Raw genomic sequence first — 25,244 nt, 5'->3', positions numbered from 1 at the left:
AAACAAAACAGGCCGGAATTATCCGGCCTGTTTTTTATATTCAATTAAACTTCAGATTAACTGCAACCGCTCGTGGAGCCACAGGTGTCGCATTTCAGGCAAGTGCCATTGCGAACCATGGTGAAGTTCTGACATTCGGAGCAGCTATCTCCCGTATAACCCTGCATCATCGACTTGATACGACGGTCGGCCTCAAGCTTCTTAGCCGCACTGTTTGTCTCAGCTCGCGCAGATGCTGCATCAGCCGCTGCCTTGTCGGAAAACAATTCCGTTGCCGCGACATTATCCTGCTGCGGTGCAGTCGTTGGCTGTTGTTCAAACTCACGCTTCAGCGCAGTTGCCCCATCCGTTGCCAGACCAACAGTTGCCGCGCGTGTCGCAGACGCTTTCAGCGTGGTAACATTGGAACCTTGCGGTGCCGATGTGACCGAACCCTTTGATTCAGTACCGGCCTGTGTGTTCGACACGAGCGTTGGCTTGTAGCCGCGTGTCCAGCCGGTCGAAACGAGATTGGTCTTGCCTTCCTGAATGCCCTTGCCAAGTGCGGTGTTCGAGAAGTCGCTGGTATCGACATGCGCAAGGTCATTGCGGCCAAGATAGGACACAGCCAGTTCACGGAACACATAATCAATAATCGACGTAGCTGTCTTGATCGCATCGTTGCCGATGACCATGCCAGCAGGCTCGAACTTCGTGAAGGTGAATGCCTCAACATATTCTTCGAGCGGCACGCCATATTGCAGACCAAGCGATACAGCGATGGCGAAGTTGTTCATCATTGCACGGAAGGCGGCGCCTTCTTTGTGCATATCGATGAAGATTTCACCGAGGCGACCATTCCCAAATTCACCTGTACGCAGGTAAACCTTGTGACCGCCGACGACTGCCTTTTGGGTGTAACCCTGACGACGGTTCGGCAGCTTTTCACGCTCATGAACGATCTTTTCGATGACCTTTTCAACAACGCGTTCTGTGATCTGAACAGCGCGTGCAGCAGCAGGCGCTTCGATCAGCGCTTCAACGGCATCATCTTCGTCTTCATCATCCGAGATCAGCGATGCATTGAGCGGCTGCGAAAGCTTGGAGCCGTCGCGATAAAGCGCATTGGCCTTGAGAGCCAACTTCCATGAAAGCAAGTAGGCACTCTTACAATCTTCAACCGTTGCTTCATTTGGCATGTTGATGGTCTTCGAGATTGCACCCGAAATGAACGGCTGTGCCGCTGCCATCATCCAGATGTGGCTTTCGACCGAAAGATAACGCTTGCCGATTTTGCCGCACGGATTGGCGCAATCAAATACGGCGTAATGCTCTTCTTTGAGGAAAGGAGCACCTTCAAGGGTCATCGCACCGCAAACATGAACATTTGCTGCTTCGATTTCCTTTTTGCCAAAGCCAATTGCTGGCAGCATTTCAAACGAGAAGTCGTTGAGCTGCTCATCGGTCAGCTTCAAGACGTCTTTGCAGAAATCTTCGCCCAGCGTCCATTTGTTGAAAGCAAACTTGATGTCGAAAGCGCTCTTGAGCGCAGCATTCAGTGCTTCAATCTTCTCATCTGTAAAGCCCTTAGCTTTCAGTGTCGAAGGATTGACGCCCGGTGCCTGATTGAGATTGCCATGACCGACTGCATAAGCTTCGATTTCAGCAATCTGGCTTTCAGAATAGCCGAGGGTGCGCAGTGCTTCAGGAACGGCGCGGTTGATGATCTTGAAATAACCGCCACCAGCAAGCTTCTTGAACTTTACCAGCGCAAAGTCAGGCTCAATACCAGTTGTATCGCAATCCATGACGAGGCCAATCGTTCCGGTTGGCGCGATAACAGTCGCCTGTGCATTGCGGTAGCCGTGTTTTTCACCAAGTTCCAGCGCCTTGTCCCATACAGCACGTGCGCGGATGATCATGTTCTGATCAGGGCAATCTTCAGCAATCAGACCAACCGGATTAACGGCCAGACCTTCATAACCATCATTCTCACCATAAGCGGCGCGGCGATGATTGCGGATAACGCGCAGCATGCTCTGAGCATTTGGCTCATAGCTTGGGAATGCGCCAAGTTCCTTGGCCATTTCCGCAGATGTCGCATAGGAAACGCCGGTCATGATTGCAGTCAACGCACCGCAGATCGCACGACCTTCGTCTGAGTCATATGGAATGCCGGACGTCATCAGCAGGCCGCCAATATTGGCGAAGCCCAAACCAAGCGTACGATATTCATAGGAGAGGCGGGCGATTTCCTTGGACGGGAACTGCGCCATCATCACCGAGATTTCGAGAACCATCGTCCAGAGACGTGCTGTGTGCTCATAAGCTTCGATGTCGAACGAGCCGTCCTTGTTTCGATAGGTCAGCAGGTTGATCGACGCCAGATTACAAGCCGTGTCATCAAGGAACATATATTCCGAGCACGGATTGGATGCGCGAATTGGGCCAGCCGCAGGGCAGGTGTGCCAATCATTCATTGTGGTGTTGAAGTGGAGACCCGGATCAGCCGAAGCCCATGCCGCATAACCGATCTTTTCCCAAAGATCACGGGCTTTGAGCGTCTTCATCACGCGGCCGTCACGGCGCGCAGTCAGATTCCAGTCGCCGTCATTTTCAACAGCGCGCAGGAATTCATCCTTGAGCGACACGGAGTTGTTGGAGTTCTGACCGGAAACAGTCAGATAAGCTTCTGAATCCCAGTCGGTGTCATAGGTCTTGAACTCAATGTCCGTATAACCCTGACGCGCAAACTGAATGACGCGCTTGACGTAGTTTTCAGGGACCTGGTTCTTCTTAGCAGCCTTGATTTCGCGCTTGAGAACAGGGTTCTTCGACGCATCAAAACAATCGTCATTATCGGCTTCGCAGTTCACGCAAGCCTTCATTATTGCAGTCAGATGCTGCTTTACGATCTTGGAACCGGTGACGAGGGCAGCAACCTTCTGCTCTTCTTTCACTTTCCAGTCGATGTATTCTTCAATATCGGGGTGATCGACATCAACCACCACCATCTTGGCTGCGCGACGTGTCGTACCGCCTGACTTGATCGCGCCCGCTGCACGGTCGCCAATCTTGAGGAAGCTCATCAGGCCGGAAGACTTGCCGCCGCCAGACAATTTTTCGCCAGCACCACGCAGATGCGAGAAGTTGGAGCCAGTGCCGGAACCATATTTGAACAAACGTGCTTCGCGAACCCAAAGGTCCATGATGCCGCCTTCGTTTACCAGATCGTCGCCAACCGACTGAATGAAACAGGCATGTGGCTGCGGATGTTCGTAAGCCGACTTGGATTTGGTCAGTTTGCCGGTCTGCCAGTCAACATAGAAGTGCCCCTGACCCGGACCATCAATGCCGTAAGCCCAATGAAGACCCGTGTTGAACCATTGCGGGCTGTTCGGCGCCACACGTTGTGTCGCCAGCATATAAGCCAGTTCATCGCGGAAAGCGCGTGCATCTTCTTCTGAATTGAAATAGCCGCCTTTCCAGCCCCAATAAGTCCATGTTCCGGCGAGGCGATCAAAAACCTGGCAGCCGTCCATTTCGGAACCAAAGCGATCTTCTTCGGGAAGCTTTGCAAGAGCATCTTCATCTGGGATCGAACGCCAGAGCCACGATGGGACATCGTTCTCTTCAACTTTTTTCAAGCAAGCAGGGACACCGGCTTTGCGGAAATATTTCTGCGCGAGAATATCGGCTGCTACCTGGCTGAACTGTGCCGGAACATTGATGCCTTCAAGGCGAAACACCACCGAACCATCTGGATTCTTGATCTCGCTCGTCGCTGTGCGAAATTCGATCTCCGCATAAGCTGACTGGTTTTCTTTCGTAAAACGGCGTTCGATCTTCATCTGTCCCATCCAAACGTTCTATATATAGTAACCGGGCTGATCGATTTCAGCCCCGGTTCAGCCTTGGCACGCCAGCCACAACCGGCGTCTTGCAAATCCGTTTCGAACGTCCCCCCAATGCGGGAGGGCAATCATATCGAGGAGCAAGCTCCTCAAGAATTCTTTCGATCAAATGCCTCAAACAGGGCATGATGAACGTTCCAGCCATGGGGCCAGTTTTAGAGCCATTCATACATGCTCACGGATAAGACTTTGCTTATCTGGTATGTTATCATGATTAAAAATACTAAATCTAGTATTAATCCGACATCGACACCAATAAACCGAAATCTTTCCGCCAAGCTAAGCATTTGAAATTTAGACGCAAAAAATCTCGTGCGATAAACGTATTTTCAACGCTACGCCCGTTACTCGACCGACTAAATTGAAGAAAAGACCGACATAATTTTACGCTCGGCCACGCTACGTATGCAACGACATTCTCATAAAAAACGACTCGGACATGAGCGTCAAGCTTTGGTTTACCATATGGCTCCCGCCGCTAGATATTGTGATCAAGCCTTGGGGGTAAATGTGGATAACGGGGAGAATGACAGATATATGAAGGTCAGCTCAAATAATGCTGTGACACATGCCAATCAGCAACACCGGTCATTGTATTGAGGGATTATCAGACAAAACAGCGACTTATCACGCGGATACGGCTGTCATTCCGCAGCAATAGCCGTGAGCGAACCATCAAAGCCCAAAAGAATGCGCTTCAGGTCAACTTCATCCACACGTTCCGCTGCCTGACGAGGGGAAACCCACTCACAGATACGCTGCTCACGCTCCGGCCAGTCCTTCGCACGTTCAACGAAGTGCAAAGCATAAACTGCCACGGTAAACTGATTGATGCATTCAGGCGGAAGATCGTTTTTACAATAGTCAAAGCTGCCAATCGGATGAGATGAAATCTCTCCGCGCACGCCAGCCTCTTCATAAGCTTCACGCGCAGCCGTCTCAGCAAGGGTACGACCGATTTGCGGCCAGCCTTTAGGGATGACCCAACGGCCTGTTCCGCGACTGGTGATGACGAGAACCTGTCGTTCTTCAGCCTCGTAACGGTAAACAAGAGCCGCAACTTGCTGCAAACGGCCAGAAGGCGTCAAAATACGCTTCTCCGTTGCAACAAATTTTTTAGCCTGTGTTTTCACCGCGAAAGTCCCACCATTTTCAAAACAGAATGGATTGATTCGCCAAAATAACAATGGATTTGTTTGACAGGGTCTCGAGATAAGAAGCTTAAAATGCTTTTATTTTTAAGGCCTTGCTTAAATTAGTAAACGCAACGCTTTAGCTATAAAGCCTGATGTTACGCCTCCATATAATTTCGGCAGACTTTCAATATAGTGCGATTGCGGCAGCTTTACCACCGCAATCGACTTTCATTTATTTTCGTTTAGCCGCGTTTTGCGCCAGCAATTGGTTCCTGATAGGTGAAGCCCATATCCCATGGGAAATAAATCCACGTATCCTGCGAGACTTCCGTTACGAAAGTATCGACCAGCGGGCGGCCTTTCGGCTTTGCATAGACGGTCGCAAAATGTGCCTTCGGCATCATTTCGCGTACGATAGCGGCGGTTTTGCCGGTGTCTGTCAGGTCGTCAACGACAATCACGCCTTCACCGCCATTTTCGAGAAGCGGAGCACTGATGCCTTTGAGAATCTCCATTTCACCCTGCGATGTGTAATCGTGATATGACGCAACACAAACCGTTTCGATCAGACGAATGCCGAGTTCGCGGCAAACAATAGCTGCTGGAACCAAACCGCCGCGGGTAATGGCGACGATAGCCCGCCATTCCTGATTCATATCGGCAATACGCCAGGCGAGTGCACGGGCATCACGGTGGAACTGATCCCAGGAAACGGGAAAGGCTTTATCAGGCAACGACATCGGAACGCTCCATGGAAAATCCGCGAGTTTCACTCCGGATCTGTCAAACCAAAAATGCGCGATGACGGGTGTCACTCGCGCTGAACTGTCTGGATCTGCTGCTTTCCCTGATGCGCGCACAGCATTTCATATGCATGCTGCCCAAGAAGGAAAGGCTCTCCGCCCGGCACAGTCAGCGCCGGGTGATGCTGATAACCGCAAAATCACCTTTTGCGCAAGAGCGGCGTGAGATCGCACGTTCTCTCAACACCAAAAATATAGCGCCAGACTGCATGAAACAGCCCGGCGCTATGGATATTTTTAGCGTGAGAACAGCGTTAGGATGGGAAGGTCGTTCAACATTGAACGGGTAACACCACCAAAAACCAGTTCGCGCAATCGCGAATGGCTATATGCACCCATCACCAAAAGATCGGTGCGGTGCGCGATAATATGCTCCCGAAGCACGTCTTGCGCATTGCGGCTATTGGATGCAAGCGGTGTAAGGCTGACATCCACCCCGTGACGCGACAAGGCTTCAGCCAGTTCACTGCCTGCAAGAGCTTCATCTTCACCTTCGCGCTCCGGTGGATCAATCCAAACCAATTCCGTTCGGCTCGCATGTTTCATTAAAGGCAAAGCATCGAAAGCAGCGCGTGATGCTTCACGCTTGCCGTTGAATGCGACTACGATGCGATCAATGGCTTCCATCGCAACCACGGGCGCATGAGGCACCAACAGAACGGGACAGCTCGAATTAAACACCAGCGTATCGGCGGTTTCATCGTTGGTCGCTGAATCGTCTGGATCAGGCTGACCTGCAACGAGCAATTCAGCGCCGAGACATGACGTTAATACACCATCGGCAGCGGTTCCGGTTTCAGAACGTGTGATGCGGAATTCATGATTGATTCCCTGACGCCGCATTTCTTCTTCAAACTGCGCTTTCAGATGCTCAGATATTTCTTTGTGCTGCTTATCATGCAGCTCAAACATGCCCGGATCAATAAAACCATTTGGGTCGGCATAAACGATGGGCGAGGGAACAGAGTAAAGGCCAATAACATGGATATCAGGCGTTCTGCGTGTCAGAAGAGCAACTGCGGACAACACCCGCTTCAGTTCTGCCTCGCTGCGGGAATAGGCCACGACCGTTTTGTAGGACATATCAGATCTCCTTCCGGCTATACTCTCTTTTTAACATATGGCGCACTTTAAGCTTAGGTAAAGTTTGAGCCTTTACGCTGCACCTTGTTCTTGCAGTGTTGCAATCATTCCTTCGATTGCAGCAACTGCCACGTCGATTTTTGCTTCATCACTGCCACGGACCACGAGTTCAGTGCTGAACCGACCATTTTCAAATTTCGGATATGATCCGATTATTGTTTCCGGGTTTTCTTTCTGAATTGCCGTCAGCGGTGCGCCGATCACACCTTCACCAAATGGACAGCGCACAGCTTTTGATAAAAGCTTACGACCCGTTTTTAGCGTGGGCAAAACATTGTCGAGCATCGCCTGAAACACTGACGGCACACCTGCCATCACGTAAACATTGCCGATATGAAAGCCGGGTGCGGCTGATATTGGGTTATCGATATGCTCTGATCCCTGTGGCATCCGCGCCATGCGCTTACGCGAATCCGTGAATTCAAGTTCGCGCTTGGCATAATTATCCGCCAGCAGCTTCATAGCCTTTTCGTCATAGATACAAGGTACTTCAAAAGCGCGGGATACAGCATCGGCAGTAATATCGTCATGGGTCGGTCCAATTCCGCCCGAGGTGAAAACATAGTCATAACCGGGGCGTAAAGCATTGAGCGCTGTAACGATGGCGTCTTCATCATCAGGAACGATGCGAACCTCTTTGAGATCGATTCCGGCGGCCGTCATTACGTCGGCCAAATGGCCAATATTCTTATCTTTGGTGCGTCCTGAGAGAAGTTCATCGCCAATAGCAAGCATTGCAGCCGTTACGGCCTGCTGCGGGGTATTCGTCATGCCCAGACTCCATTCTGTATATGCACAGTTAATCCCCGGCAGATGAAAGCTGCAACTGATTTTCTGTGTTTTTCAAGCTGGAGACCCCGCATGCGGCTGATTGTTATCAATATAACTTTTATTCAACGAAAACGTTGCGAGCTATTTTTTAAATTTTTTCCACTGTCATCAAAACCAGTTGTTACAACTGCTCAAAACCGCTTGAATTTGCTTCACAAATCATGACATAGAAAGTCTCAGCTGCGGTCGTGGCGAAATTGGTATACGCAACGGACTTAAAATCCGTCGCCTTTTAGGCTTGCGGGTTCAAGTCCCGCCGACCGCACCACCTGTCTTCATCGGTAAAACATAACAATTTTACTCATGTTTTGCGTTTCACGCTTGTTTGCGGCGTGAAAGCCATGTAGCCATGCGCGAATATTGTTATGGATGCAGAAAGCCGACCGATGAACGCCTTCGTTAAAGCCGTAGTTCAAGCTGAAACTGCCATGCGTGCGCTCTTTCCAGAGACACCATTGCAGCTCAATGACTATCTTTCACGGAAATACGGCGCAGAGATTTGGCTCAAGCGTGAAGATCTGACGCCCGTTCGTTCGTATAAAATACGCGGCGCTTTCAACTTCATTTCGCGCGCAGTGAAGACAACGGATGAAAATGCAGTTTTCGTCTGCGCATCCGCTGGCAATCACGCACAAGGCTTCGCCTTCGCCTGCCGCCATTTTGGCCGCAAGGGCGTTGTGTTCATGCCTGTAACGACTCCGCAGCAGAAAATCGACAAGACCCGCGCTTTTGGTGCGGAATTTATTGAAATCAAACTCATCGGCGATATTTTCGACGTCTGCTATGCCGCTTCACAGGAATATGCAGCAGAAAACAGCGGCGTTATGGTGCCGCCATTTGATCATCAGGGCATCATCGAAGGGCAGGCAACTGTCGCGCTCGAAATCGAACGTCAGTTACCAGATGGCAAAAAGCCAGATTTCGTATTTCTGCCAGTTGGCGGTGGTGGCTTGTCTGCGGGTGTGACACAGTATTTCGATGGTATCGGCTGGAAAGCGTCTTATCGCTTTGTTGAACCACGAGGTGCTGCAAGCCTTAAAGGTAGCCTTGAAGCAGGAAAGCGGATTAAGCTTTCGCAAGTTGATAATTTTGTCGACGGCGCTGCGGTTGCTGAAATTGGAAAAGAAAACTTCAAGCTTCTCAAAGGCTTCGACAAGAGCGCTGTGATCACGGTTCCAGAAAACCGCCTGTGCTCCACAATGGTTGAAATGCTGAATATTGAAGGCGTTGTGCTTGAACCCGCTGGCGCGCTCGGCATTGATGCACTCAAGGATTTCAAGAAAAGCGAGCTTAAGGGCAAGCGTATTGTTATCGTTGTCTCTGGCGGCAATTTCGATTTTGAACGCCTGCCGGACGTGAAAGAACGCGCGCTTCGCTATGAAGGTCTCAAGAAATATTTCATCTTCCGCTTCCCGCAGCGTCCTGGTGCGCTGCGCTCGTTCCTCGACCTGCTTGGACCAGAAGACGACGTTGCCCGCTTTGAATATCTGAAGAAGTCTGCCCGTAATTTTGGTTCTGTGCTGATTGGCATTGAAACTAAGAACGCTGGAAATTTCAAAATTCTTGAAAAGAAGTTTGCGGAAGCGGGCTGGGCTTATCAGGATATTACAGACAATCAGGTGCTTGCAGATTTCATCATCTGATAGAGCTAAACACAAAATTCATTTGCTTTTTGGGGCATAATACCCCATATGGCGGCTCAGGCGCATGGGCTGAACAGTTTCAGCCTTCCCGGAATCGGACTTGTTGCGTCTCGCCTCTTGCAGTCAGAATGGTCTGATAGCAGGGGAGACCCGGCTGGTTTCGGGCACGGCAGCGCAAGTCGACCGGATTGTTCCGGCGTCCCGTCGTACATCCATGAAATTCCCGTTCGGCAAGTTGCGCTTGTCCGAAGTTTTAAAGCGGACCGCAACTTTGCGGTGCCGCCGAAAGAGTTTAAATTGACGACTGAAAATATTGCTGAAAGCACCAGCGGCTTTGCCGCTCTGGGTATTACCGGCGTTCTGCTTAAGGGCGTTGAAGCTGCTGGTATGACCGAGCCAAAGCCAATCCAGACGCAGGCCATTCCGCATCAGCTGGAAGGCCGCGACATTCTGGGCATCGCTCAGACAGGTTCCGGCAAGACGGCTGCATTCAGCCTGCCGATCCTTCAGAAAATCATTGCACTTGGCGACAAGCGTAAGGGCAAGACTGCACGTGCGCTGATCCTCGCACCAACCCGCGAACTGGCTGTGCAGATCGAAGAAACAATTCGCACTGTTGCCAAGCAGGCCCATATCTCCACCGCGCTTATTCTCGGTGGTGTGTCGCGCCTGAGCCAGATCAAGCGCATGCAGGGTGGCGTGGACGTTCTGATCGCAACACCGGGTCGTCTGACCGATCTGGTCCGCGAAAATTGCGTTGATCTGTCGGAAACCCGCTGGCTGGTTCTCGATGAAGCTGACCGTATGCTCGACATGGGCTTCATCAATGATGTGAAGCGCATCGCCAAGGGCACACATAAGAACCGCCAGACAGCGCTTTTCTCGGCAACAATGCCAAAGGAAATCGCAGAACTCGCACAGAGCCTGCTACGCACCCCAGTACGCGTTGAAGTTGCACCGCAGGGTACAACTGCCGCTGAAATCACACAGGTTGTGCATCCGGTTCCAACCAGAGATAAGCGTCGTCTGCTCTCCGGTCTTCTTGGCGATAAAGCGATGAAGTCGGTTATCGTCTTCACGCGCACCAAGCATGGCGCGGATGCGGTCGTTCGTCATCTCGAACGCGATGGTTTTGATGTTGCTGCAATTCACGGCAACAAGTCGCAGAACGCCCGCCAGCGCGCGTTGAACGGTTTCCGCGATGGTACATTGCGCATTCTGGTTGCGACCGACATTGCTGCACGCGGCATTGACGTTCCTGGCATCAGCCATGTCGTCAATTACGACCTGCCAGATGAGCCTGAAACCTATGTGCATCGTATTGGCCGTACCGGTCGTAACGGTGCAAGCGGCGCTTCGATCACCCTTTACGATGCAGCAACGGAAGATACAAAGCTACGCGCCGTTGAGCGTGTGACGCGTAACAAGCTGACCATCAAGGAAGCGCCTGTTAAGCTGGCACCTGCACCAGTCGCAAAGTTCGGTGATGGAGAAGACAAGCCACGTTCGGACCGCAAGCCTGGTTCGCACTCGGTGCCGCAGAAGCATCGCCGTCCTGCAAACAAGATGGCAAAGTCTGGCGAACATCGTTCGGGTCAGGGTTCCCAGGGTTCAAAGCCTGCGGGTAGTGAAGGCGCTGCGAAGCCAAAGCGTCCATTCCATCGCAAGCGCCGCACAGGTGGCGGCGGTGGCGGTCAGCGCGCTGCTTAATCTGCCAGAATGACATTTCCTTTAAACCGCCCTCAACAGGGCGGTTTTTTCGTTTCATTGATACTAACCAGTTCGCAATTGCGCTTTAACACGGAAAATTATTTCGCGCTTGCTTGAAGAAAGTCATGCTTCAACATAGTTTCCTCTCAACAGAAGGAACAGAAGCCATGCTCAATTCTGCACTCGATGCTATCGGCAACACCCCACTGATCCGCTTGAAAAAGGCTTCTGAAATCACAGGTTGCGAAATCTACGGCAAGGCCGAGTTTCTCAATCCCGGCCAGTCGGTTAAGGACCGCGCAGCACTCTATATTATCCGTGATGCTGAAAAGCGCGGGCTGCTAAAGCCCGGTGGCGTCATTGTTGAAGGTACAGCTGGAAATACCGGCATCGGCCTCACATTTGTTGCGAAGGCGCTTGGCTATCGCACTGTGATCGTTATCCCCGAAACGCAAAGTCAGGAAAAGAAGGACGCGCTGCGTCTGCTAGGTGCTGAGCTGATTGAGGTTCCAGCCGCGCCTTATCGTAATCCAAATAATTACGTACGTCTGTCCGGGCGTTTGGCCGAGCAACTAGCCAAAACCGAGCCGAACGGTGCAATCTGGGCCAATCAATTCGATAATGTCGCCAATCGCATCGCACATATTGAAACCACCGCGCAGGAAATCTGGCGCGACACCAATGGCAAGGTTGATGGCTTTGTCTCGGCTGTAGGCTCAGGTGGCACACTCGCAGGCACGGCGTTTGGTCTGAAAGATAAGAATGCGGACATCAAGATCGCACTTGCTGATCCGCATGGTGCAGCGCTTCATTCCTTCTACACGACAGGCGAGCTGAAATCTGAAGGCGATTCCATCACCGAAGGCATCGGGCAAGGGCGTATTACGGCTAATCTCGAAGGCTTTACCCCCGATTTTTCCTACCGTGTTGGCGATGCGGACGCGTTGGATATTGTGTTTGATCTAGTGCAGGAAGAAGGTCTCTGCTTGGGTGGTTCATCAGGCATAAACATTGCCGGTGCGATCCGCCTTGCAAAAGATCTCGGGCCGGGGCACACCATTGTGACTGTGCTTTGCGACTATGGTAATCGTTACCAGTCCAAGCTGTTTAATCCGGCCTTCCTGCGCGGCAAAAACCTGCCAGTGCCGGGTTGGCTGGAAACGAAGACTGAAATTGACATCCCCTACGAGGACTGACCATGGCATATGAGACTGAAGCTTTGTTCCGCGAAGATGCATATCTTAAAAGCGCGGAGGGCTCTGTCTTAGCTGTGACAGACACCGGCGGCATTATTCTCGATCAGACCAATTTTTATGCTACTTCCGGCGGACAGCCGGGAGATACTGGCTTTTTTGAACGTGCTGATGGATCGCGTATTGAGATTGCTGCGACCGTTACCGGCGAGAACAAAAGCGAAATCATCCATGTGCCAGCCGAAGGGCAGGCGTCTCCCGAGATCGGCGAGAAGCTTGCTCTGCATATCAACTGGGATCGTCGTCTCAAGCTGATGCGCATGCACACGGCCTGTCATCTGCTTTCTGTAGCCTGTCCATTTCCGATCACGGGTGCTGCCGTTGGTGAAGAGGAAAGCCGCGTAGATTTTGATCTGCCGGACGCGAGCTACACCAAGGAATTCGTCACTGAAAAGCTGATGGAGATGGTGAAGGCCAATGATCCCGTCACGCTGCACTGGATTACCGACGAAGAGTTTCTGGCAAATCCGGATATTGTGAAATCAAAGAATGTACGCCCGCCCGTTGGCGCAGGGCGTCTTCGTCTTGTGGTTATTGGTGAAAATGGTTCGGTGGATTCGCAACCTTGCGGCGGAACACACGTTTCTACCACGCAGGAAGTGGGCGAAATCCACATCGGCAAAATCGAAAAGAAGGGCAAGGAAAACCGCCGCTTCCGCATTCGATTTGGCAATGCACCATTAGTTTAAGTTCAGGAGCAATCATGTCCGATAAAAGCGCATTTGTTATCTCCCGCGATGATCTGAAAGCTCGTCTGGGCGAGCCGGGTCTCGCAATCGTGGATGCATCCTGGTATTTGCCCGCAGCTGGTCGCAACGGGCGCGATGAATATGATGCAGCGCACATTCCGGGCGCGGTCTTCTTTGATCAGGATCTGATTGCAGACAAGGATTCGGGTCTCCCGCACACTTTGCCATCGCCAGAGCTTTTTGCACGCCATGTCGGTTCAATGGGAATTACGGCGGATGAAACCGTTGTTGTCTATGATGGCCCCGGTATGTTTTCCGCGCCGCGTGTCTGGTGGATGTTCCGCGTGATGGGCGTGAAGAACGTTTTGGTGCTTGATGGCGGTTTAGATGGCTGGAAGGCGGCAGGATTTCCCGTCACCGATGAAGTTACAAAAATCGCAGCAACGCTTTTCACACCAACATTCAACGAAGCCAAAGTCGTTAGCTTCAAAGAGATGAGCAGAGTCGTCGAAGACCATAGTTCGCAAATAGCCGATGCGCGCGCTGCGGGCCGCTTCACAGGTCGCGACGCAGAACCGCGTGAAGGCATGCGTTCAGGCCATATGCCGGGCGCACGAAACGTTCCCGTTGGTACGCTGTCTGAAAATGGCGAACTGAAAAGCCTTGATAGCTTGCGTGAAATCTTTGCTGATGCGGGTGTTGATCTCAATAAGCCGGTCGTCACCAGTTGCGGCTCCGGCGTGACTGCGGCGGTCATCACACTCGCATTGACCTCATTGGGCCATGAAGACAATCGGCTTTATGATGGCTCATGGAGCGAATGGGGCAGCAGGCAGGATACGCCTGTGGTGACCGGTGAAGCAGATTAAGTATGGCTGAAAAACTAATTGCCAGAGTGACCCATCTGGAAATGACAGCGCGTCCGGCGTTGTCGGCTCCAGTGCCATCTGGCCTGCGCCTTGCACTGATGCGTTCGACACAAACGCCGGTGCATTTCTATCGCTACCTTTATGAGCAGGTCGGACGCCAGCATCATTGGATGATGCGCCGCGTGCAAAGCGACGCAGAAGTGGCGGCGGCAATCCATGCAGAAACGACCGATATTCATGTTCTCTATGTCGATGGTAACCCGGCAGGGCTTTTAGAGCTTGATTTGTCGGCTCTGCCAGAAACAGCTGAAATCCTCTATTTTGGTCTCATGCCGGACTATCAGGGGCGGGGACTTGGCAAGTTTTTCCTGAATGAAGCCATTTCGACCGCATGGTCGCACGGACCGCATAAAGTGGCTATTCATACGAATACGCTTGATAGCCCGCGTGCATTACAGCTTTATCAGAGAATGGGATTTGTGCCCGTCGGCTGGTCCGAAGAAGAAGTCACACCGTGGGAATAAACTAACCGCGTGCGATTTCGCGTCCGTTGGTGATCGAAACGACGGATGCGCCCGTAATGCGACCGCTTTCTTCATCGAAAACAACACAATTGCGACCGCGCTGCTTGGCCATATAAAGGCAGCGATCGGCGCGGCTTAACACTTGAGAATTGGTTTCGTTCTTTGGGGCCGACGCGACACCGATGCTGATCGTCAGCGGATATATCTGATATTCAGTAGCGTGAAATGGTGTGTTTTCCACTTCTGCGCGGATTCTCTGCGCCACGCGTACGCCAGTTTCGCCTGTGGCGCCCGGAAGGAAGACGCAAAACTCTTCGCCGCCAATACGCCCCACGAGATCGCCTTTACGCGTCACATTCTGCAGTGCAAAAGCAATCAGCTTGAGGGCGCGATCACCAACGCTATGTCCGAATGTATCATTAATCGCTTTGAAGTGGTCTGCATCGATAACCAGCAAGGTTCCACTTTCGATGCGCGAGCGGCTTATCTTCATCGCATCAAACAATGCTTCGCGGTTGAGCAACCCGGTCATGTGATCGACGCGCGAGCGCGCCTGTAGCTCGCTATGCGCCTTTTCGAGCTGTGAGTACGCTTCACCGAGCTTGCTATGCTGAATGAAAATGTAAGCAAGCGATGGAAACGCCGTCACCAACGGAATGCCCGTGCTGAGAGCAATTGCAACGCGGCCAGGCATAGATCCAGAAATTAATCCAACGAGAAAGCTCACTCCGACGGAAAATAGAACAACATACAACGTTATCAACGCTGCTTTCCATAAAGCCGTCTTCATGCCTAACAACTCCCCAAACCCGCCGAAGATACTTATGTGCCTGTTTCTGAACCCTCTATGAACAGACCTAATCGTCAGGGGGCTTATAGGAGAAGAGCACTGATACTGAAAGTTATATCCCCGCCCATATGCAATTATTGATAAATTTGTATCTCTATTAGTGCAATCTCAGGTGGTGAAAATTATATTACATAAACATTATTCGCACGGCAACAGTATTTAATAAAAATTACACGAAATGTAATTTTTAACATGTTTCTAATTTATGTGACTATAATTAACGCAAAAAAGGGGCGCCATAAGACGCCCCTCTACAATAACAAAAAGGGAACACGATTTTTAGAAGACTGCCAAATATTTCAAAAGCGATATTATACCGATGATAATAACGATTACTTGAGCAATCTGTTTCACCTTGCCATCAAGGGGCAGCATATTGATGAGATACAGGACGAGAAAGATAACAAGAACTGTTATCAGAAGGCTAATGAGGATAGACATAGGCAGTCGAACCCTTCCCGGAACGGCGGTTTATTAACACTTTCGACGGCCGTTCCATCGCGATGCCGAAAGTGCATATAATATGGGAAGCGCGGCTCATGTAAGAGCCTGAAACTGTCCCCGATCTCCATCATCCCAGATGCAGAGATGATATGCCGGTTAACGTTCCAATCAGAATAAGGTTCCACAAAATCGGCGACTTACGCCGCCGATCCAAATAATTTTCAAAGCGTGGATCGCACTTTTAGTCGCCCAACCTTAGCTCTTGTAGCAGCCTTTGCTAGACCTGCATTGAGCCAGTCTGTTTGCGGCGGCTATGCCAGCTGAATGCTTCCTCAAGTAGGTGAGGGGTATGCCCGCCGCGTTGGCATGCGCGTTCAAAATAATCATTTAGCTGACCGCGATAATCGGGATGAGCACAATTATTAATGATGAGCCTTGCACGCTCACGCGGTGCTAAACCACGCAAATCCGCCAGCCCTTGTTCGGTGACAAGAATATCAACGTCATGCTCAGTATGGTCAACATGGGTGACCATCGGAACAATAGACGATATAGCGCCGTTCTTGGCTTCTGACTTGCTAACAAAAATTGAAATGTACGCGTTACGCGCAAAGTCACCGGAACCGCCAATGCCATTCATCATATGCGTTCCATCCACATGCGTGGAATTAACATTGCCGTAAATATCAAACTCAAGTGCCGTGTTGATACCGATAATACCAAGGCGACGAATAACTTCCGGATGATTGCTGATTTCCTGCGGGCGCAGGATCAGCTTATCGCGATAACGATCAATATTGTTAAATACTCGCTCGCCACAGGCTGGACTTAGCGTAATTGATGAGCCAGATGCATAATCAAGTTTGCCCGCATCAAACAGGTCAAAAGTGCTATCCTGTAACACCTCACTATACATGCGCAGGTTATGGAATGGGCTTTCAGCAAAACCATTCAGAACTGCATTGGCAATTGTCCCAATACCGGCCTGCAAAGGATTAAGCGTCAGATCAAGACGACCGGCTTCAACTTCATCGAGAAGAAATTTGATGAGATGCGAAGCAATAGCTACTGTCTCACCATCGGCAGGCTCAACCGTAGATGCGCTATCATTCTCATGCGTAATAACGATGCCAGCAATTTTTTCAGGCGAAATTGGAATATAGGGCAAACCAACACGGCTATCGCAAGCAGTCACAGGGATAGGGTCGCGGGAAGGGCGCTTCGTCGGAATATACACATCGTGCAGCCCTTCAAGCGCCAATGGCTGATTGAGATTGACTTCGACAATCACTTTCTCAGCGAGGATTGCAAAACTTGCAGAATTGCCGATGGAAGTCGTCGGGATAATTCCGCCGTTCTCGGTAATCGCCAGCGCCTCAACAACGGCATAATCAATTGGGCCAATCTGGTTGGAACGCAGTTGCTCTACGGTTTCGGACAGGTGCTGGTCGATGAACATGACTTCACCGCGATTGATGGCTGAACGCAAAGTCCGGTCGACCTGAAACGGCATACGGCGTGCAAGAACATGAGCCTCTGTCAGCAGCTTGTCGACATCGTGACCAAGCGAAGCGCCGGTGATCAGAGTGATCTGAAACGGGTCATCCTTCGCACGCGCTGCCATTGCGAGGGGGACGGCCTTCGCGTCACCTGCGCGGGTAAAACCGCTCATGCCGACAATCATGCCATCTTTTATCAGGCTTGCTGCTTCTTCCGCAGTGATGATCTTATCACGCAGAGATGTGTTCCTGATACGAGCTTCCAACATGTAATTTACCTTCCTTGCAGACCAGCCCAGAAGGCTGGAAACAACGCTCTCCGTGCAGGGATGTTCACACTGGCATTCGGAGTCGGCGCATAGAGGTAATAGCCTAAGCAGTCAGCTATTACACGCATGCTTTCGTCTTAGATCAACTCTCAGCAGCTATATCAAAATACACCAGCCGAAAAATGATTTTAATCAACACGAACGAGTTCCCAATGGAATGAAAACAAAGTAGGAATAGGGCGTTGGCACCGTCCTTCTCATAACAACAATGAAGCGCATTTCTTTCAGCAGCACCGTCTGCCTGAAGGCAAGGCCTTCGCAAACAGAGGTTACGCGATGAATAATGTCGCTAATCAGAATGTCGGTTTCGGACGAATTGCAGTTATGATTCCCGTTAAAGATATGGACCGGGCCTGTAGCTTTTACATGAACGTACTGGGCTTTGAAAAAGTCTTTGAGAACGGAAATCCGGTGGGTTTCATGATCCTGCGCCGTGAGAACGGCGAATTGCATTTATCGTTGCAAAAAGAGCATAAGGCTGCAAATTTCAACATCGCTCATATGCTGGTGGATAATGTCGACGCTCTGCACACAATATGCAAGCAAAGCGGATTACGGATCATAAAAGGCTTACAGGATAAGGACTATGGATTGCGGGCCTTTGTTTTTGAAGACCCGGATGGAAATCGCATCGATGTAGGGCAGAAAATCTAAGAGAGAACAAAACCGGTTGAGCAACGCTCATCCGGTTTTGTTTATTGGACGCAGAGTTGTGCAGCAAAGCGCTATTCTGCGGCGTCCATCCAGACCAATATGGAATAGGTACGGTCCTTGACAGGTTCCTTGCATTGGATAACTCATTGTTATCATTTGCAAGTCGCAGTTTAAACTATAATCCACCCCGGCTACAAACGTTGATCGCATAATCTATCTTATGGAACCGAAATATGCTAACCGTTCTACGATCAGTTGCGTTTGGCGATATAAAGATGCCCTGGCACTGGCGAACCTTGCTCACTACGCACTGTAATGTCTTCGCAGCGGATACATTCCATACCATGCTTAAATAGAAGCGAACGTACATATGTCTGAGCATGTGCAAAGCGCTGATAATCGCCAACCATGAAATCACGTCCGGCAAATCGCTCGTCAGGCTGTGTTTCGCTTGAGAAACTGAAGTAGCCGCCAGATGTCAAATGCGCAGCCACGCCAGCGAAGAACTGCTCAAGATTACCCATGTAAGGCAACACATCGGTGGCGACGATCAAATCCCAGGCGTCCTCCTTGGTATCTTCAAGAAAGCGCACCGCTTCACCCACAAACAGCGCATCATAATCACCTTTTTCATAGGCAACTTCGATCATATTTTCGGAGATATCAACGCCGGTTTTGTGGTCAGCCATATCATCCAGCGCGTCGGCTGAAAGTCCGGTTCCGCATCCGAGATCAAGCATTCTCTCAGCCTGAAATTCTTCATCCATTTCGAGAAGCATTTCACGCAACTGCAAAGGCACATCATAGCCTAGCTGATCTACTAGAATTGTATCAAACATTTCAGCATGCTGATCAAACAACGTCGATACATAGGCATCTGGTGCTTTTGGTGGAACAGCGCCACGTCCCATGCTGGCGAGACGCACAGCAGCGCCACCATGATCCTCGGGATCGATTTCAAGAACGGCCTGATAGGCCAGCGCGGCAGCATCCAAATCGCCAGCTTTTTCCAGCGCAAGTGCCTGATTGTAAGCTTCTGCTAAAGCTTCCTGATCAAATGACTCGGTATCGGTGGATTTGCCGTTCTGCTCGGACATATGCATTGCCTTTTCTTGAGACCTCCTGCCCTCCTAACCTTATAACGCCTTAACAGCAAGAACAGTTCTATTCCGCTGCCGACGTTACCGTGTTGGATGCGGGTTTATGATCAGCAAGTTTTCGCGCTATAACGGCACAAGCCATAAGCTGTATTTGGTGAAATAGCATTAGCGGCAATACGATGCTGCCGACATCAGCGCCGATGAAAATAGCGCTCGCCATCGGCGCACCACTGGCAAGGCTTTTCTTGGAGCCGCAGAACATGATCGTAATCCGGTCGGCGCGATTAAATCCAAGCCATTTACTTCCATACCACGTGGCCAGCATGACGATCACCAGAAGCAGGATATTGACGCCGATCATCACACTCAGATCGTTCCAAGAAACCTTGTGCCACAAGCCTTCAACAACCGCTTCACTAAACGCTAGATAGACCACCATCAGGATTGAACCGCGATCAACAAGGCCCAATGATTTGCCATGACGACGCATAAAATTGCCGATCCATGGCTGAAGAATCTGGCCAAGCACAAACGGCGCGAGCAATTGCAGTAGGATAGATTCAAGTGCATCGACGGAAATCCCGCCACCGCCCTTAACAGCAAACAATAACCCCACGAGCAAAGGCGTTAAAAACATGCCGAAAATGTTGGATGCGGATGCTGATACAATCGCCGCTGATACATTGCCACCAGCCATCGACGTGAAAGCAATCGACGATTGCACAGTCGAAGGCAGAACGCAGAGATAGAGAATACCGAGATAGAATGGCGATTGCGACAATCCCGGAATGGTCCAGCCAGCAACCAAGCCGAGTATAGGAAACAGAATAAATGTAGAGCTTGCGACGGCCAGATGCAGACGCCAATGCGTGACGCCAGCAACGACAGCTTCACGCGATAGACGCGCACCATGCAAGAAGAACAGGAGCCCAACAGCGATTTTGGTCGCTATGCCAAACCACTCGGCGAAATCACCCTGCACTGGAAGAAATGACGCAAGCACAATGGTTGCAATCAACATTGAGGTGAATTTGTCCGGTAGAAAACGCATTATCTCGATAGTCCTTAATAAGCTCGCGTAGAACCTTCAGGCCGCAAGCTGATCAGCTCTTTTCCCTTTTGTAATAGTCCAATCAGACTTTGGTACAATACTAAAGGATAGGCTAAGCAGCTGATCAGTTCACATTTGCGGGAAGGTGAGCATCGTCAGTCTGGTTCGTATCCATTCGGATTTTTGGACTGCCAGTTCCACATATCCCTACACATTTCGCGCAAATCCTTCTGCGCAGTCCAGCCTAGAAAATCGCGTGCAAATGCCGGATCGGCATAGCATTCGGCCACATCGCCCGGGCGACGAGGGGCAATTTCATATTTGATTTCTCGGTTAGAGACATGCTCAAAAGCCTTGACCACATCGAACACGCTATAGCCCTGCCCGGTTCCCAAATTAACTGAGAAGCACTGTGGTTGATCAAGCTTTTTCAGTGCTTTGAGATGACCGGCCGCAAGATCAACGACATGGATATAATCACGAACACCTGTTCCGTCTGGCGTAGCATAATCGTTGCCCCAGACATTGAGTTTTTCGCGGCGCCCGGTAGCCACTTGCGCAATAATTGGCATCAGATTGTTGGGAATACCCTTTGGGTCTTCGCCAATCAGACCACTTTCATGCGCACCAACCGGATTGAAATAACGCAAAATCGCGATTTTCCAGCTGTTGTCGCTGTTATAGAGATCGCGCAGCATATCTTCGACTACAAGCTTCGTCCGACCATAAGGATTGGTCGCAGAAAGTGACTGATCTTCGGTGATCGGCAGCTTTTGCGGGTCACCATAAACGGTGGCGGAAGAGCTGAAAACAAGAGTCTTGACGCCGGTGGATTCCATTGCCTGCAACAGACGCAACGTGCCTAGCACATTGCAGTCGTAATAATGCAGTGGCTTTTCACCCGACTCACCAACAGCCTTCAACCCAGCAAAATGGATGACAGCTGAGCATTTGTGCCGTGTGATAATCTTTTCCAGCAAGGCACGATCACGGATATCTCCCGGCTCGCGGATCGGCGCGCGTCCAGTGATTTTCTCAACCCGATGAAGCGATTCAGGGCTACTGTTCTCGAAATTGTCGACAACAACAACTTCATGACCGGCCTCAATCAACTGAACGCATGTATGCGAACCAATATATCCGGCACCACCTGTCACAAGAATCGTCATTGTTTAAATACCTGCTTGTTGAACATATCGCCTTGATGTGCGATCCCGATTGCGAGCTGACTATGCAAATACCGCGACCGACTGCAACCCAAACCATTTGATTCTTGCAGCTTGTACCAACAATGCGACATCAATTCTTACGGAGTGAAGATGGAACCCTCGCAAAATATCGACCGTCTTCTCGAAATCATGGTTGCGCTGCGTGATCCGAAAACAGGCTGCCCTTGGGATGTAGAGCAGACATCACAATCTATTGCACCCTATACGCTCGAAGAAGTCTACGAAGTGCTTGATGCCATTGAGCGCGACGATATGGATGATTTTCGCGAAGAACTGGGCGATCTGCTGTTACAGGTCGTTTTCCATGCACGTATGGCAGAAGAAGACGGCAAATTCGGTTTCGGCGATGTTGTGGAGGCCATTACTCGCAAAATGATCCGCCGCCACCCGCATGTCTTCGGTGATGCAGAAGCCAGAAATGCTGGAATGGCAAAGGGATCTTGGAACCGCATCAAGGCAGAGGAAAAAGCCGAGCGTGCAGAGCGCCGTGCGAAGCTCGGTTTGGAGACGGTCGAGAAAACGCGTTATCTGGACGATATTCCAAATGCTTTCCCTGCCCTTCTCCGTGCTCTTAAACTCCAGCAAAAGGCCGCCAAGGTAGGATTCGACTGGTCAGAGGCAGCCCCAATCTTTGATAAGATTGCTGAAGAAACAGCTGAACTTAAAGAAGCGATGGCATCGCAGGACAAGGCGCATATCACAGAAGAATATGGCGATCTGCTTTTCGCGATGGTCAATCTTGGCCGGCACCTCGAAATTGATGCAGAAACTGCACTTATTGCGGCGAATGACAAGTTCAAACGTCGCTTCGACTTCATTGAAACATCATTGAAGGAATCGGGCAGCAGCCTTGAAGCGGCCCAACTCGACGACATGGAAGCGATCTGGGGCGAGGCAAAGAAAAAGGGGCTGTAATCAGCCCCTTCCCTCAAATCTTATCGTCCCATTTCGGACGGAACATCTGATAAACATCATCTGTTGTCGCAAAGTCCATATAGCCAAGGCGGGTCACCGGCTTGGCTTTTTTGATATCAAACAGCCCATCGGTCAGCACGCTTTCATCGATGTGAACGCCGACGACTTCGCCAATCACCATGTAATTGTCAGTCGGCCTGCCCTCCTTGTCCTGTAAGCGCTTGATCTCGACCAGAACGCATTCCAGTGCCGCATAAGCCTCTTTGACAAAAGGTGCTGCAATCAGTTTGCTATGCGCAACAGTCAAACCGGCATAGTCGAATTCACTCACGCCGCGCGGCGCATTTACTGAAGACGCATTCATCTGCTCTTTGAGATGATCACTGACCAGACTGGCGGTAAACTCACCCGTCTCTTCGATAAATGAAACGCTGTCCTTGAAACCGCTGGACGAAAACATAATCATCGGCGGTGTGTCGCTGACCACATTGAAGAATGAGTATGGTGAAAGGTTCACCGCACCGTCTTTCGACCGCGTACCGATCCAACCGATTGGGCGCGGTGCAACGATTGCCTTGAATGGATTATGAGGAAGATTATGACCAGATGAAGGTTCATAAAACATCAGCGTTTTCCGTCACTTATATCTAATTTTAGAGGAGAACGATTAAGATATCCATGGCCCGCTGTAATCAGAAACAATCTTATCCATGTCCGCCCGCGGACGCTCTGGCATTTTGTTTGCAGCCGTGCCGATGTGGATAAATCCGGCAACACGCTCTTCTGGTGCAAGGCCGAGATAGGCGCGAGCTGGCGCATCATCGGAATACCAGTTGGTAATCCAGTTGGTTGCATAACCAAGCGCATTGGCAGCGGTGCAGAGGTTCATGGCGACAGCACCCGCCGACAAAAACTGCTCCCATTCGGGGATGCGTTCATGATCTACTGGCGAAGAAACAACGCCTATGACCAGTGGTGCACGCGCAAAACGCGCCTTTTCCTGATCTTTACGGCTTTCATTCAGCGGTCCTTCCCGCTCCTCCGCGCGCTTGGCAAGATATTCACCAACCTTATGACGCACATCACCGCGATAGAGAATGAAGCGCCATGGCGTCAGACGGCCATGATCAGGCACGCGCGCAGCCACTTTCAGCAACTCATCCAACTCAGCACCTTGCGGAGCTGGTTCTGAAATTGCGGAAATTGGTGTGGAGCTGCGCTGTGTCAGAAACTCAAAAACCGGATGCGTCACGGGGGAAACCTCATCGCTGAAATCTGTATATGTCACTCCAGTTTAATGTGGAGGCGGTTCCTTCTCGCCCGATAGGATCGGGGTGTAAAGTCAAAAATCTATGATGGTGTTTTTGCATAAACGTAAATTTGCGGAGGTGTCCGGCAATTTAGCCTTGAATTCGCCACCCGCTTCGGTTCAAAACAACATCATGTCAGATAGTCTGGGTCCGTTTCGGGCAAACAGTGCAAAATCATCGCGCCGCAAGAAACTTGCAGCGACACTTTCGTTTGTCCTGATCGCATCGTCTGCTTTAGCGCAAGGCCCAGGTGGTCCTGGCGGTGGACCGGGTGGACCCGGCGGCGGATTTGGTGGTGGGCCGCAAGGTGGTCCCGGTGGCAGTGGTTTCAAATTACCGAGCTTTCAGCTCGAATTACCCGCACCGGCAGCAGCACCAGCAATGCAATCCCCTTCAGGAAACACTGGACCAACGCAGTCTAACAATGGGATTGGATTGCCAAATATCCCAGATCCACAACTGAATTTGCCATCAATCAGTCCCTATGCCGACCCGACAAGTCCAGAGAATAATCCGCTGATTAAAACGAGCGAGCTCGATCTGAAGGCGCGCCTCAAGCAGGATGGACCGGATATTTCTTCGGGAATCGTTTGGCGCGTATTTGCGCCAGAGGTTGGCGTAGACGGACAGCTGGCTCTGATTGCATCAGCCAAAGGTGGCAGCACAGTTTTCAACCTTCCGGAAGGCAGTTATCTCGTTCATGCTGCTTATGGGCGCGCTGGAGCAACTAAGCGTATTACACTGAACAAAAATGCACGTCATGAAGTTATGACGCTTGATGCTGGCGGAATGAAACTGAGCGCCGTTTTGCCCGATCAGGGCAAAATCAAAAGCGATCTCGTGCGCTTCTCAATTTATGCCGATGAAGACAACAGCGACCGTTCACTCATCGTGCCAGATGTAAAGCCAGACACGATCATCCGGTTGAATAGCGGCACCTATCACGTCGTTTCCAACTACGGCACAGCGAATGCCATTATCCGCGCAGATATTCGCGTGGAAGCGGGCAAGCTCACAGAAGCAACGGTTCAGCATCGCGCAGCGGAAGTCTTGCTCAAGCTGGTGGCGAAAAAAGGCGGCGAAGCCCTCGCCGACACTTCATGGTCGATCCTAAATGCCTCTGGCGACGTTGTTCGTGAAAGTGCTGGTGCTTACTCGTCCATGGTTTTGATCGAGGGCGACTATGTTGCCGTCGCAAAAAACAAGGATCGTATTTATCAGCGTGATTTCAAAGTGACTTCTGGTGCCAATGAAGAAGTTGAGGTGGTCGCAAACCGCGAATCCGAAGCACTCACGGACGATGATGCCGCGCAAGACTAATGAAATTATATCTGAAATGAAAAGGCCCGCTTTAAGCGGGCCTTTTGCT

Annotated in this window: 21 protein-coding genes, 1 tRNA gene and 1 pseudogene; 10 read left to right on the top strand and 13 right to left on the bottom strand. The window is 50.8% G+C overall.

The annotated features are described in order from the left end of the window. Window positions 1-56 precede the first annotated feature (56 nt). The 5 genes from J2782_RS03160 to J2782_RS03140 all read right to left on the bottom strand — a co-directional run bounded on the left by J2782_RS03160 (window position 57) and on the right by J2782_RS03140 (window position 7,746). Window positions 57-3,830, bottom strand: a complete 3,774-nt coding sequence (locus J2782_RS03160) for a vitamin B12-dependent ribonucleotide reductase (RefSeq protein WP_310010090.1) — start codon at window positions 3,828-3,830, stop codon at window positions 57-59. 707 nt (window positions 3,831-4,537) lie between these two features. Continuing rightward, window positions 4,538-5,026 (bottom strand): NUDIX hydrolase, encoded by a 489-nt coding sequence (locus J2782_RS03155; RefSeq protein ID WP_310010089.1) that lies wholly within the window; start codon window positions 5,024-5,026, stop codon window positions 4,538-4,540. Between the two features lie 245 nt (window positions 5,027-5,271). Then, window positions 5,272-5,769 (bottom strand): xanthine phosphoribosyltransferase, encoded by a 498-nt coding sequence (gene gpt, locus J2782_RS03150; RefSeq protein WP_250040706.1) that lies wholly within the window; start codon window positions 5,767-5,769, stop codon window positions 5,272-5,274. A 300-nt stretch (window positions 5,770-6,069) separates the two neighbouring features. Then, window positions 6,070-6,915, bottom strand: coding sequence for a universal stress protein (locus tag J2782_RS03145; RefSeq protein WP_310010088.1), 846 nt, complete (start codon window positions 6,913-6,915; stop codon window positions 6,070-6,072). Between the two features lie 72 nt (window positions 6,916-6,987). Beyond that, window positions 6,988-7,746: a competence/damage-inducible protein A gene (locus tag J2782_RS03140; RefSeq protein ID WP_310010087.1), complete on the bottom strand. Its 759-nt coding sequence runs from the start codon at window positions 7,744-7,746 to the stop codon at window positions 6,988-6,990. Window positions 7,747-7,988: 242 nt separating this feature from the next. Here J2782_RS03140 and J2782_RS03135 point away from each other — a divergent pair. The 7 genes and pseudogenes from J2782_RS03135 (at window position 7,989) to J2782_RS03105 (ending at window position 14,494) form a co-directional block, all read left to right on the top strand. Continuing rightward, window positions 7,989-8,074: transfer RNA gene (locus tag J2782_RS03135), tRNA-Leu, on the top strand. A gap of 118 nt (window positions 8,075-8,192) precedes the next feature. Then, entirely contained in the window at window positions 8,193-9,449 is a 1,257-nt protein-coding gene (gene ilvA / locus J2782_RS03130; RefSeq protein ID WP_310010086.1) for a threonine ammonia-lyase IlvA, read from the top strand. Between the two features lie 48 nt (window positions 9,450-9,497). Beyond that, a pseudogene (locus J2782_RS03125) lies at window positions 9,498-11,159 on the top strand (DEAD/DEAH box helicase). 167 nt (window positions 11,160-11,326) lie between these two features. Then, entirely contained in the window at window positions 11,327-12,355 is a 1,029-nt protein-coding gene (locus J2782_RS03120; protein ID WP_310011050.1) for a cysteine synthase A, read from the top strand. Between the two features lie 2 nt (window positions 12,356-12,357). Then, window positions 12,358-13,101: an alanyl-tRNA editing protein gene (locus tag J2782_RS03115; RefSeq protein WP_310010085.1), complete on the top strand. Its 744-nt coding sequence runs from the start codon at window positions 12,358-12,360 to the stop codon at window positions 13,099-13,101. Window positions 13,102-13,115: 14 nt separating this feature from the next. Beyond that, on the top strand, window positions 13,116-13,970 hold the full coding sequence (gene sseA, locus J2782_RS03110) for a 3-mercaptopyruvate sulfurtransferase (protein WP_310010084.1): 855 nt from the start codon (window positions 13,116-13,118) through the stop codon (window positions 13,968-13,970). 2 nt (window positions 13,971-13,972) lie between these two features. Further along, window positions 13,973-14,494: a GNAT family N-acetyltransferase gene (locus tag J2782_RS03105; protein ID WP_310010083.1), complete on the top strand. Its 522-nt coding sequence runs from the start codon at window positions 13,973-13,975 to the stop codon at window positions 14,492-14,494. A gap of 1 nt (window position 14,495) precedes the next feature. On the opposite strand, the gene J2782_RS03100 is transcribed toward J2782_RS03105, so the two are convergent. The 3 genes from J2782_RS03100 to J2782_RS03090 all read right to left on the bottom strand — a co-directional run bounded on the left by J2782_RS03100 (window position 14,496) and on the right by J2782_RS03090 (window position 17,556). Next, window positions 14,496-15,284: a GGDEF domain-containing protein gene (locus J2782_RS03100; RefSeq protein WP_310010082.1), complete on the bottom strand. Its 789-nt coding sequence runs from the start codon at window positions 15,282-15,284 to the stop codon at window positions 14,496-14,498. Window positions 15,285-15,623: 339 nt separating this feature from the next. Then, window positions 15,624-15,785 carry a Thivi_2564 family membrane protein gene (locus J2782_RS03095; protein WP_250040694.1) on the bottom strand — a complete coding sequence of 54 codons (162 nt, stop codon included), beginning with the start codon at window positions 15,783-15,785 and terminating at the stop codon, window positions 15,624-15,626. A 280-nt stretch (window positions 15,786-16,065) separates the two neighbouring features. Then, a complete protein-coding gene (locus J2782_RS03090) occupies window positions 16,066-17,556 on the bottom strand; it encodes an acetyl-CoA hydrolase/transferase family protein (RefSeq protein ID WP_310010081.1) in 1,491 nt (496 codons plus the stop codon). A 336-nt stretch (window positions 17,557-17,892) separates the two neighbouring features. Here J2782_RS03090 and J2782_RS03085 point away from each other — a divergent pair, with 336 nt between their 5' ends. Beyond that, window positions 17,893-18,270 carry a glyoxalase superfamily protein gene (locus J2782_RS03085; RefSeq protein WP_310010080.1) on the top strand — a complete coding sequence of 126 codons (378 nt, stop codon included), beginning with the start codon at window positions 17,893-17,895 and terminating at the stop codon, window positions 18,268-18,270. Window positions 18,271-18,521: 251 nt separating this feature from the next. On the opposite strand, the gene J2782_RS03080 is transcribed toward J2782_RS03085, so the two are convergent. From J2782_RS03080 to galE, 3 genes are all read right to left on the bottom strand, one after another. Further along, entirely contained in the window at window positions 18,522-19,367 is an 846-nt protein-coding gene (locus J2782_RS03080; RefSeq protein WP_310010079.1) for a class I SAM-dependent DNA methyltransferase, read from the bottom strand. Between the two features lie 67 nt (window positions 19,368-19,434). Further along, the gene (locus tag J2782_RS03075; protein WP_310010077.1) at window positions 19,435-20,421 is read right to left on the bottom strand and encodes a bile acid:sodium symporter family protein; all 987 of its coding nucleotides are present in this window, start codon (window positions 20,419-20,421) and stop codon (window positions 19,435-19,437) included. 155 nt (window positions 20,422-20,576) lie between these two features. Next, window positions 20,577-21,590 carry a UDP-glucose 4-epimerase GalE gene (galE, locus tag J2782_RS03070; protein WP_310010076.1) on the bottom strand — a complete coding sequence of 338 codons (1,014 nt, stop codon included), beginning with the start codon at window positions 21,588-21,590 and terminating at the stop codon, window positions 20,577-20,579. Between the two features lie 150 nt (window positions 21,591-21,740). Here galE and mazG point away from each other — a divergent pair, with 150 nt between their 5' ends. Beyond that, window positions 21,741-22,565: a nucleoside triphosphate pyrophosphohydrolase gene (gene mazG / locus J2782_RS03065; protein WP_310010075.1), complete on the top strand. Its 825-nt coding sequence runs from the start codon at window positions 21,741-21,743 to the stop codon at window positions 22,563-22,565. A 13-nt stretch (window positions 22,566-22,578) separates the two neighbouring features. On the opposite strand, the gene J2782_RS03060 is transcribed toward mazG, so the two are convergent. Both J2782_RS03060 and J2782_RS03055 read right to left on the bottom strand, forming a co-directional pair. Continuing rightward, entirely contained in the window at window positions 22,579-23,190 is a 612-nt protein-coding gene (locus J2782_RS03060; RefSeq protein WP_310010074.1) for a flavin reductase family protein, read from the bottom strand. A 42-nt stretch (window positions 23,191-23,232) separates the two neighbouring features. Then, entirely contained in the window at window positions 23,233-23,817 is a 585-nt protein-coding gene (locus J2782_RS03055; protein ID WP_310010072.1) for a nitroreductase family protein, read from the bottom strand. Between the two features lie 439 nt (window positions 23,818-24,256). Between J2782_RS03055 and J2782_RS03050 the strand changes: the two genes are divergently transcribed. After that, window positions 24,257-25,195: a hypothetical protein gene (locus J2782_RS03050; protein WP_404989604.1), complete on the top strand. Its 939-nt coding sequence runs from the start codon at window positions 24,257-24,259 to the stop codon at window positions 25,193-25,195. Window positions 25,196-25,244: the final 49 nt, after the last annotated feature.

This window comes from Brucella pseudogrignonensis (assembly GCF_031454375.1).
Classification (GTDB): Bacteria; Pseudomonadota; Alphaproteobacteria; order Rhizobiales; family Rhizobiaceae; genus Brucella; species Brucella pseudogrignonensis_A.
The sequence above is the reverse complement of the archived record's forward strand: the minus strand, read 5'-3'. Positions and strand labels throughout refer to the sequence as shown.

Coding starts and splice junctions, on each gene's coding strand:
- mazG (WP_310010075.1), top strand. CDS start 21,741: ATGGAACCCTCGCAAAATATCGACCGTCTTCTCGAAATCATGGTTGCG.
- J2782_RS03090 (WP_310010081.1), bottom strand. CDS start 17,556: ATGTTGGAAGCTCGTATCAGGAACACATCTCTGCGTGATAAGATCATC.
- J2782_RS03100 (WP_310010082.1), bottom strand. CDS start 15,284: ATGAAGACGGCTTTATGGAAAGCAGCGTTGATAACGTTGTATGTTGTT.
- sseA (WP_310010084.1), top strand. CDS start 13,116: ATGTCCGATAAAAGCGCATTTGTTATCTCCCGCGATGATCTGAAAGCT.
- gpt (WP_250040706.1), bottom strand. CDS start 5,769: ATGTCGTTGCCTGATAAAGCCTTTCCCGTTTCCTGGGATCAGTTCCAC.
- J2782_RS03160 (WP_310010090.1), bottom strand. CDS start 3,830: ATGAAGATCGAACGCCGTTTTACGAAAGAAAACCAGTCAGCTTATGCG.
- J2782_RS03095 (WP_250040694.1), bottom strand. CDS start 15,785: ATGTCTATCCTCATTAGCCTTCTGATAACAGTTCTTGTTATCTTTCTC.
- J2782_RS03120 (WP_310011050.1), top strand. CDS start 11,327: ATGCTCAATTCTGCACTCGATGCTATCGGCAACACCCCACTGATCCGC.
- ilvA (WP_310010086.1), top strand. CDS start 8,193: ATGAACGCCTTCGTTAAAGCCGTAGTTCAAGCTGAAACTGCCATGCGT.
- J2782_RS03080 (WP_310010079.1), bottom strand. CDS start 19,367: ATGTCCGAGCAGAACGGCAAATCCACCGATACCGAGTCATTTGATCAG.
- J2782_RS03075 (WP_310010077.1), bottom strand. CDS start 20,421: ATGCGTTTTCTACCGGACAAATTCACCTCAATGTTGATTGCAACCATT.
- J2782_RS03140 (WP_310010087.1), bottom strand. CDS start 7,746: ATGACGAATACCCCGCAGCAGGCCGTAACGGCTGCAATGCTTGCTATT.
- galE (WP_310010076.1), bottom strand. CDS start 21,590: ATGACGATTCTTGTGACAGGTGGTGCCGGATATATTGGTTCGCATACA.
- J2782_RS03145 (WP_310010088.1), bottom strand. CDS start 6,915: ATGTCCTACAAAACGGTCGTGGCCTATTCCCGCAGCGAGGCAGAACTG.
- J2782_RS03105 (WP_310010083.1), top strand. CDS start 13,973: ATGGCTGAAAAACTAATTGCCAGAGTGACCCATCTGGAAATGACAGCG.
- J2782_RS03060 (WP_310010074.1), bottom strand. CDS start 23,190: ATGTTTTATGAACCTTCATCTGGTCATAATCTTCCTCATAATCCATTC.
- J2782_RS03050 (WP_404989604.1), top strand. CDS start 24,257: ATGCAATCCCCTTCAGGAAACACTGGACCAACGCAGTCTAACAATGGG.
- J2782_RS03115 (WP_310010085.1), top strand. CDS start 12,358: ATGGCATATGAGACTGAAGCTTTGTTCCGCGAAGATGCATATCTTAAA.
- J2782_RS03085 (WP_310010080.1), top strand. CDS start 17,893: ATGAATAATGTCGCTAATCAGAATGTCGGTTTCGGACGAATTGCAGTT.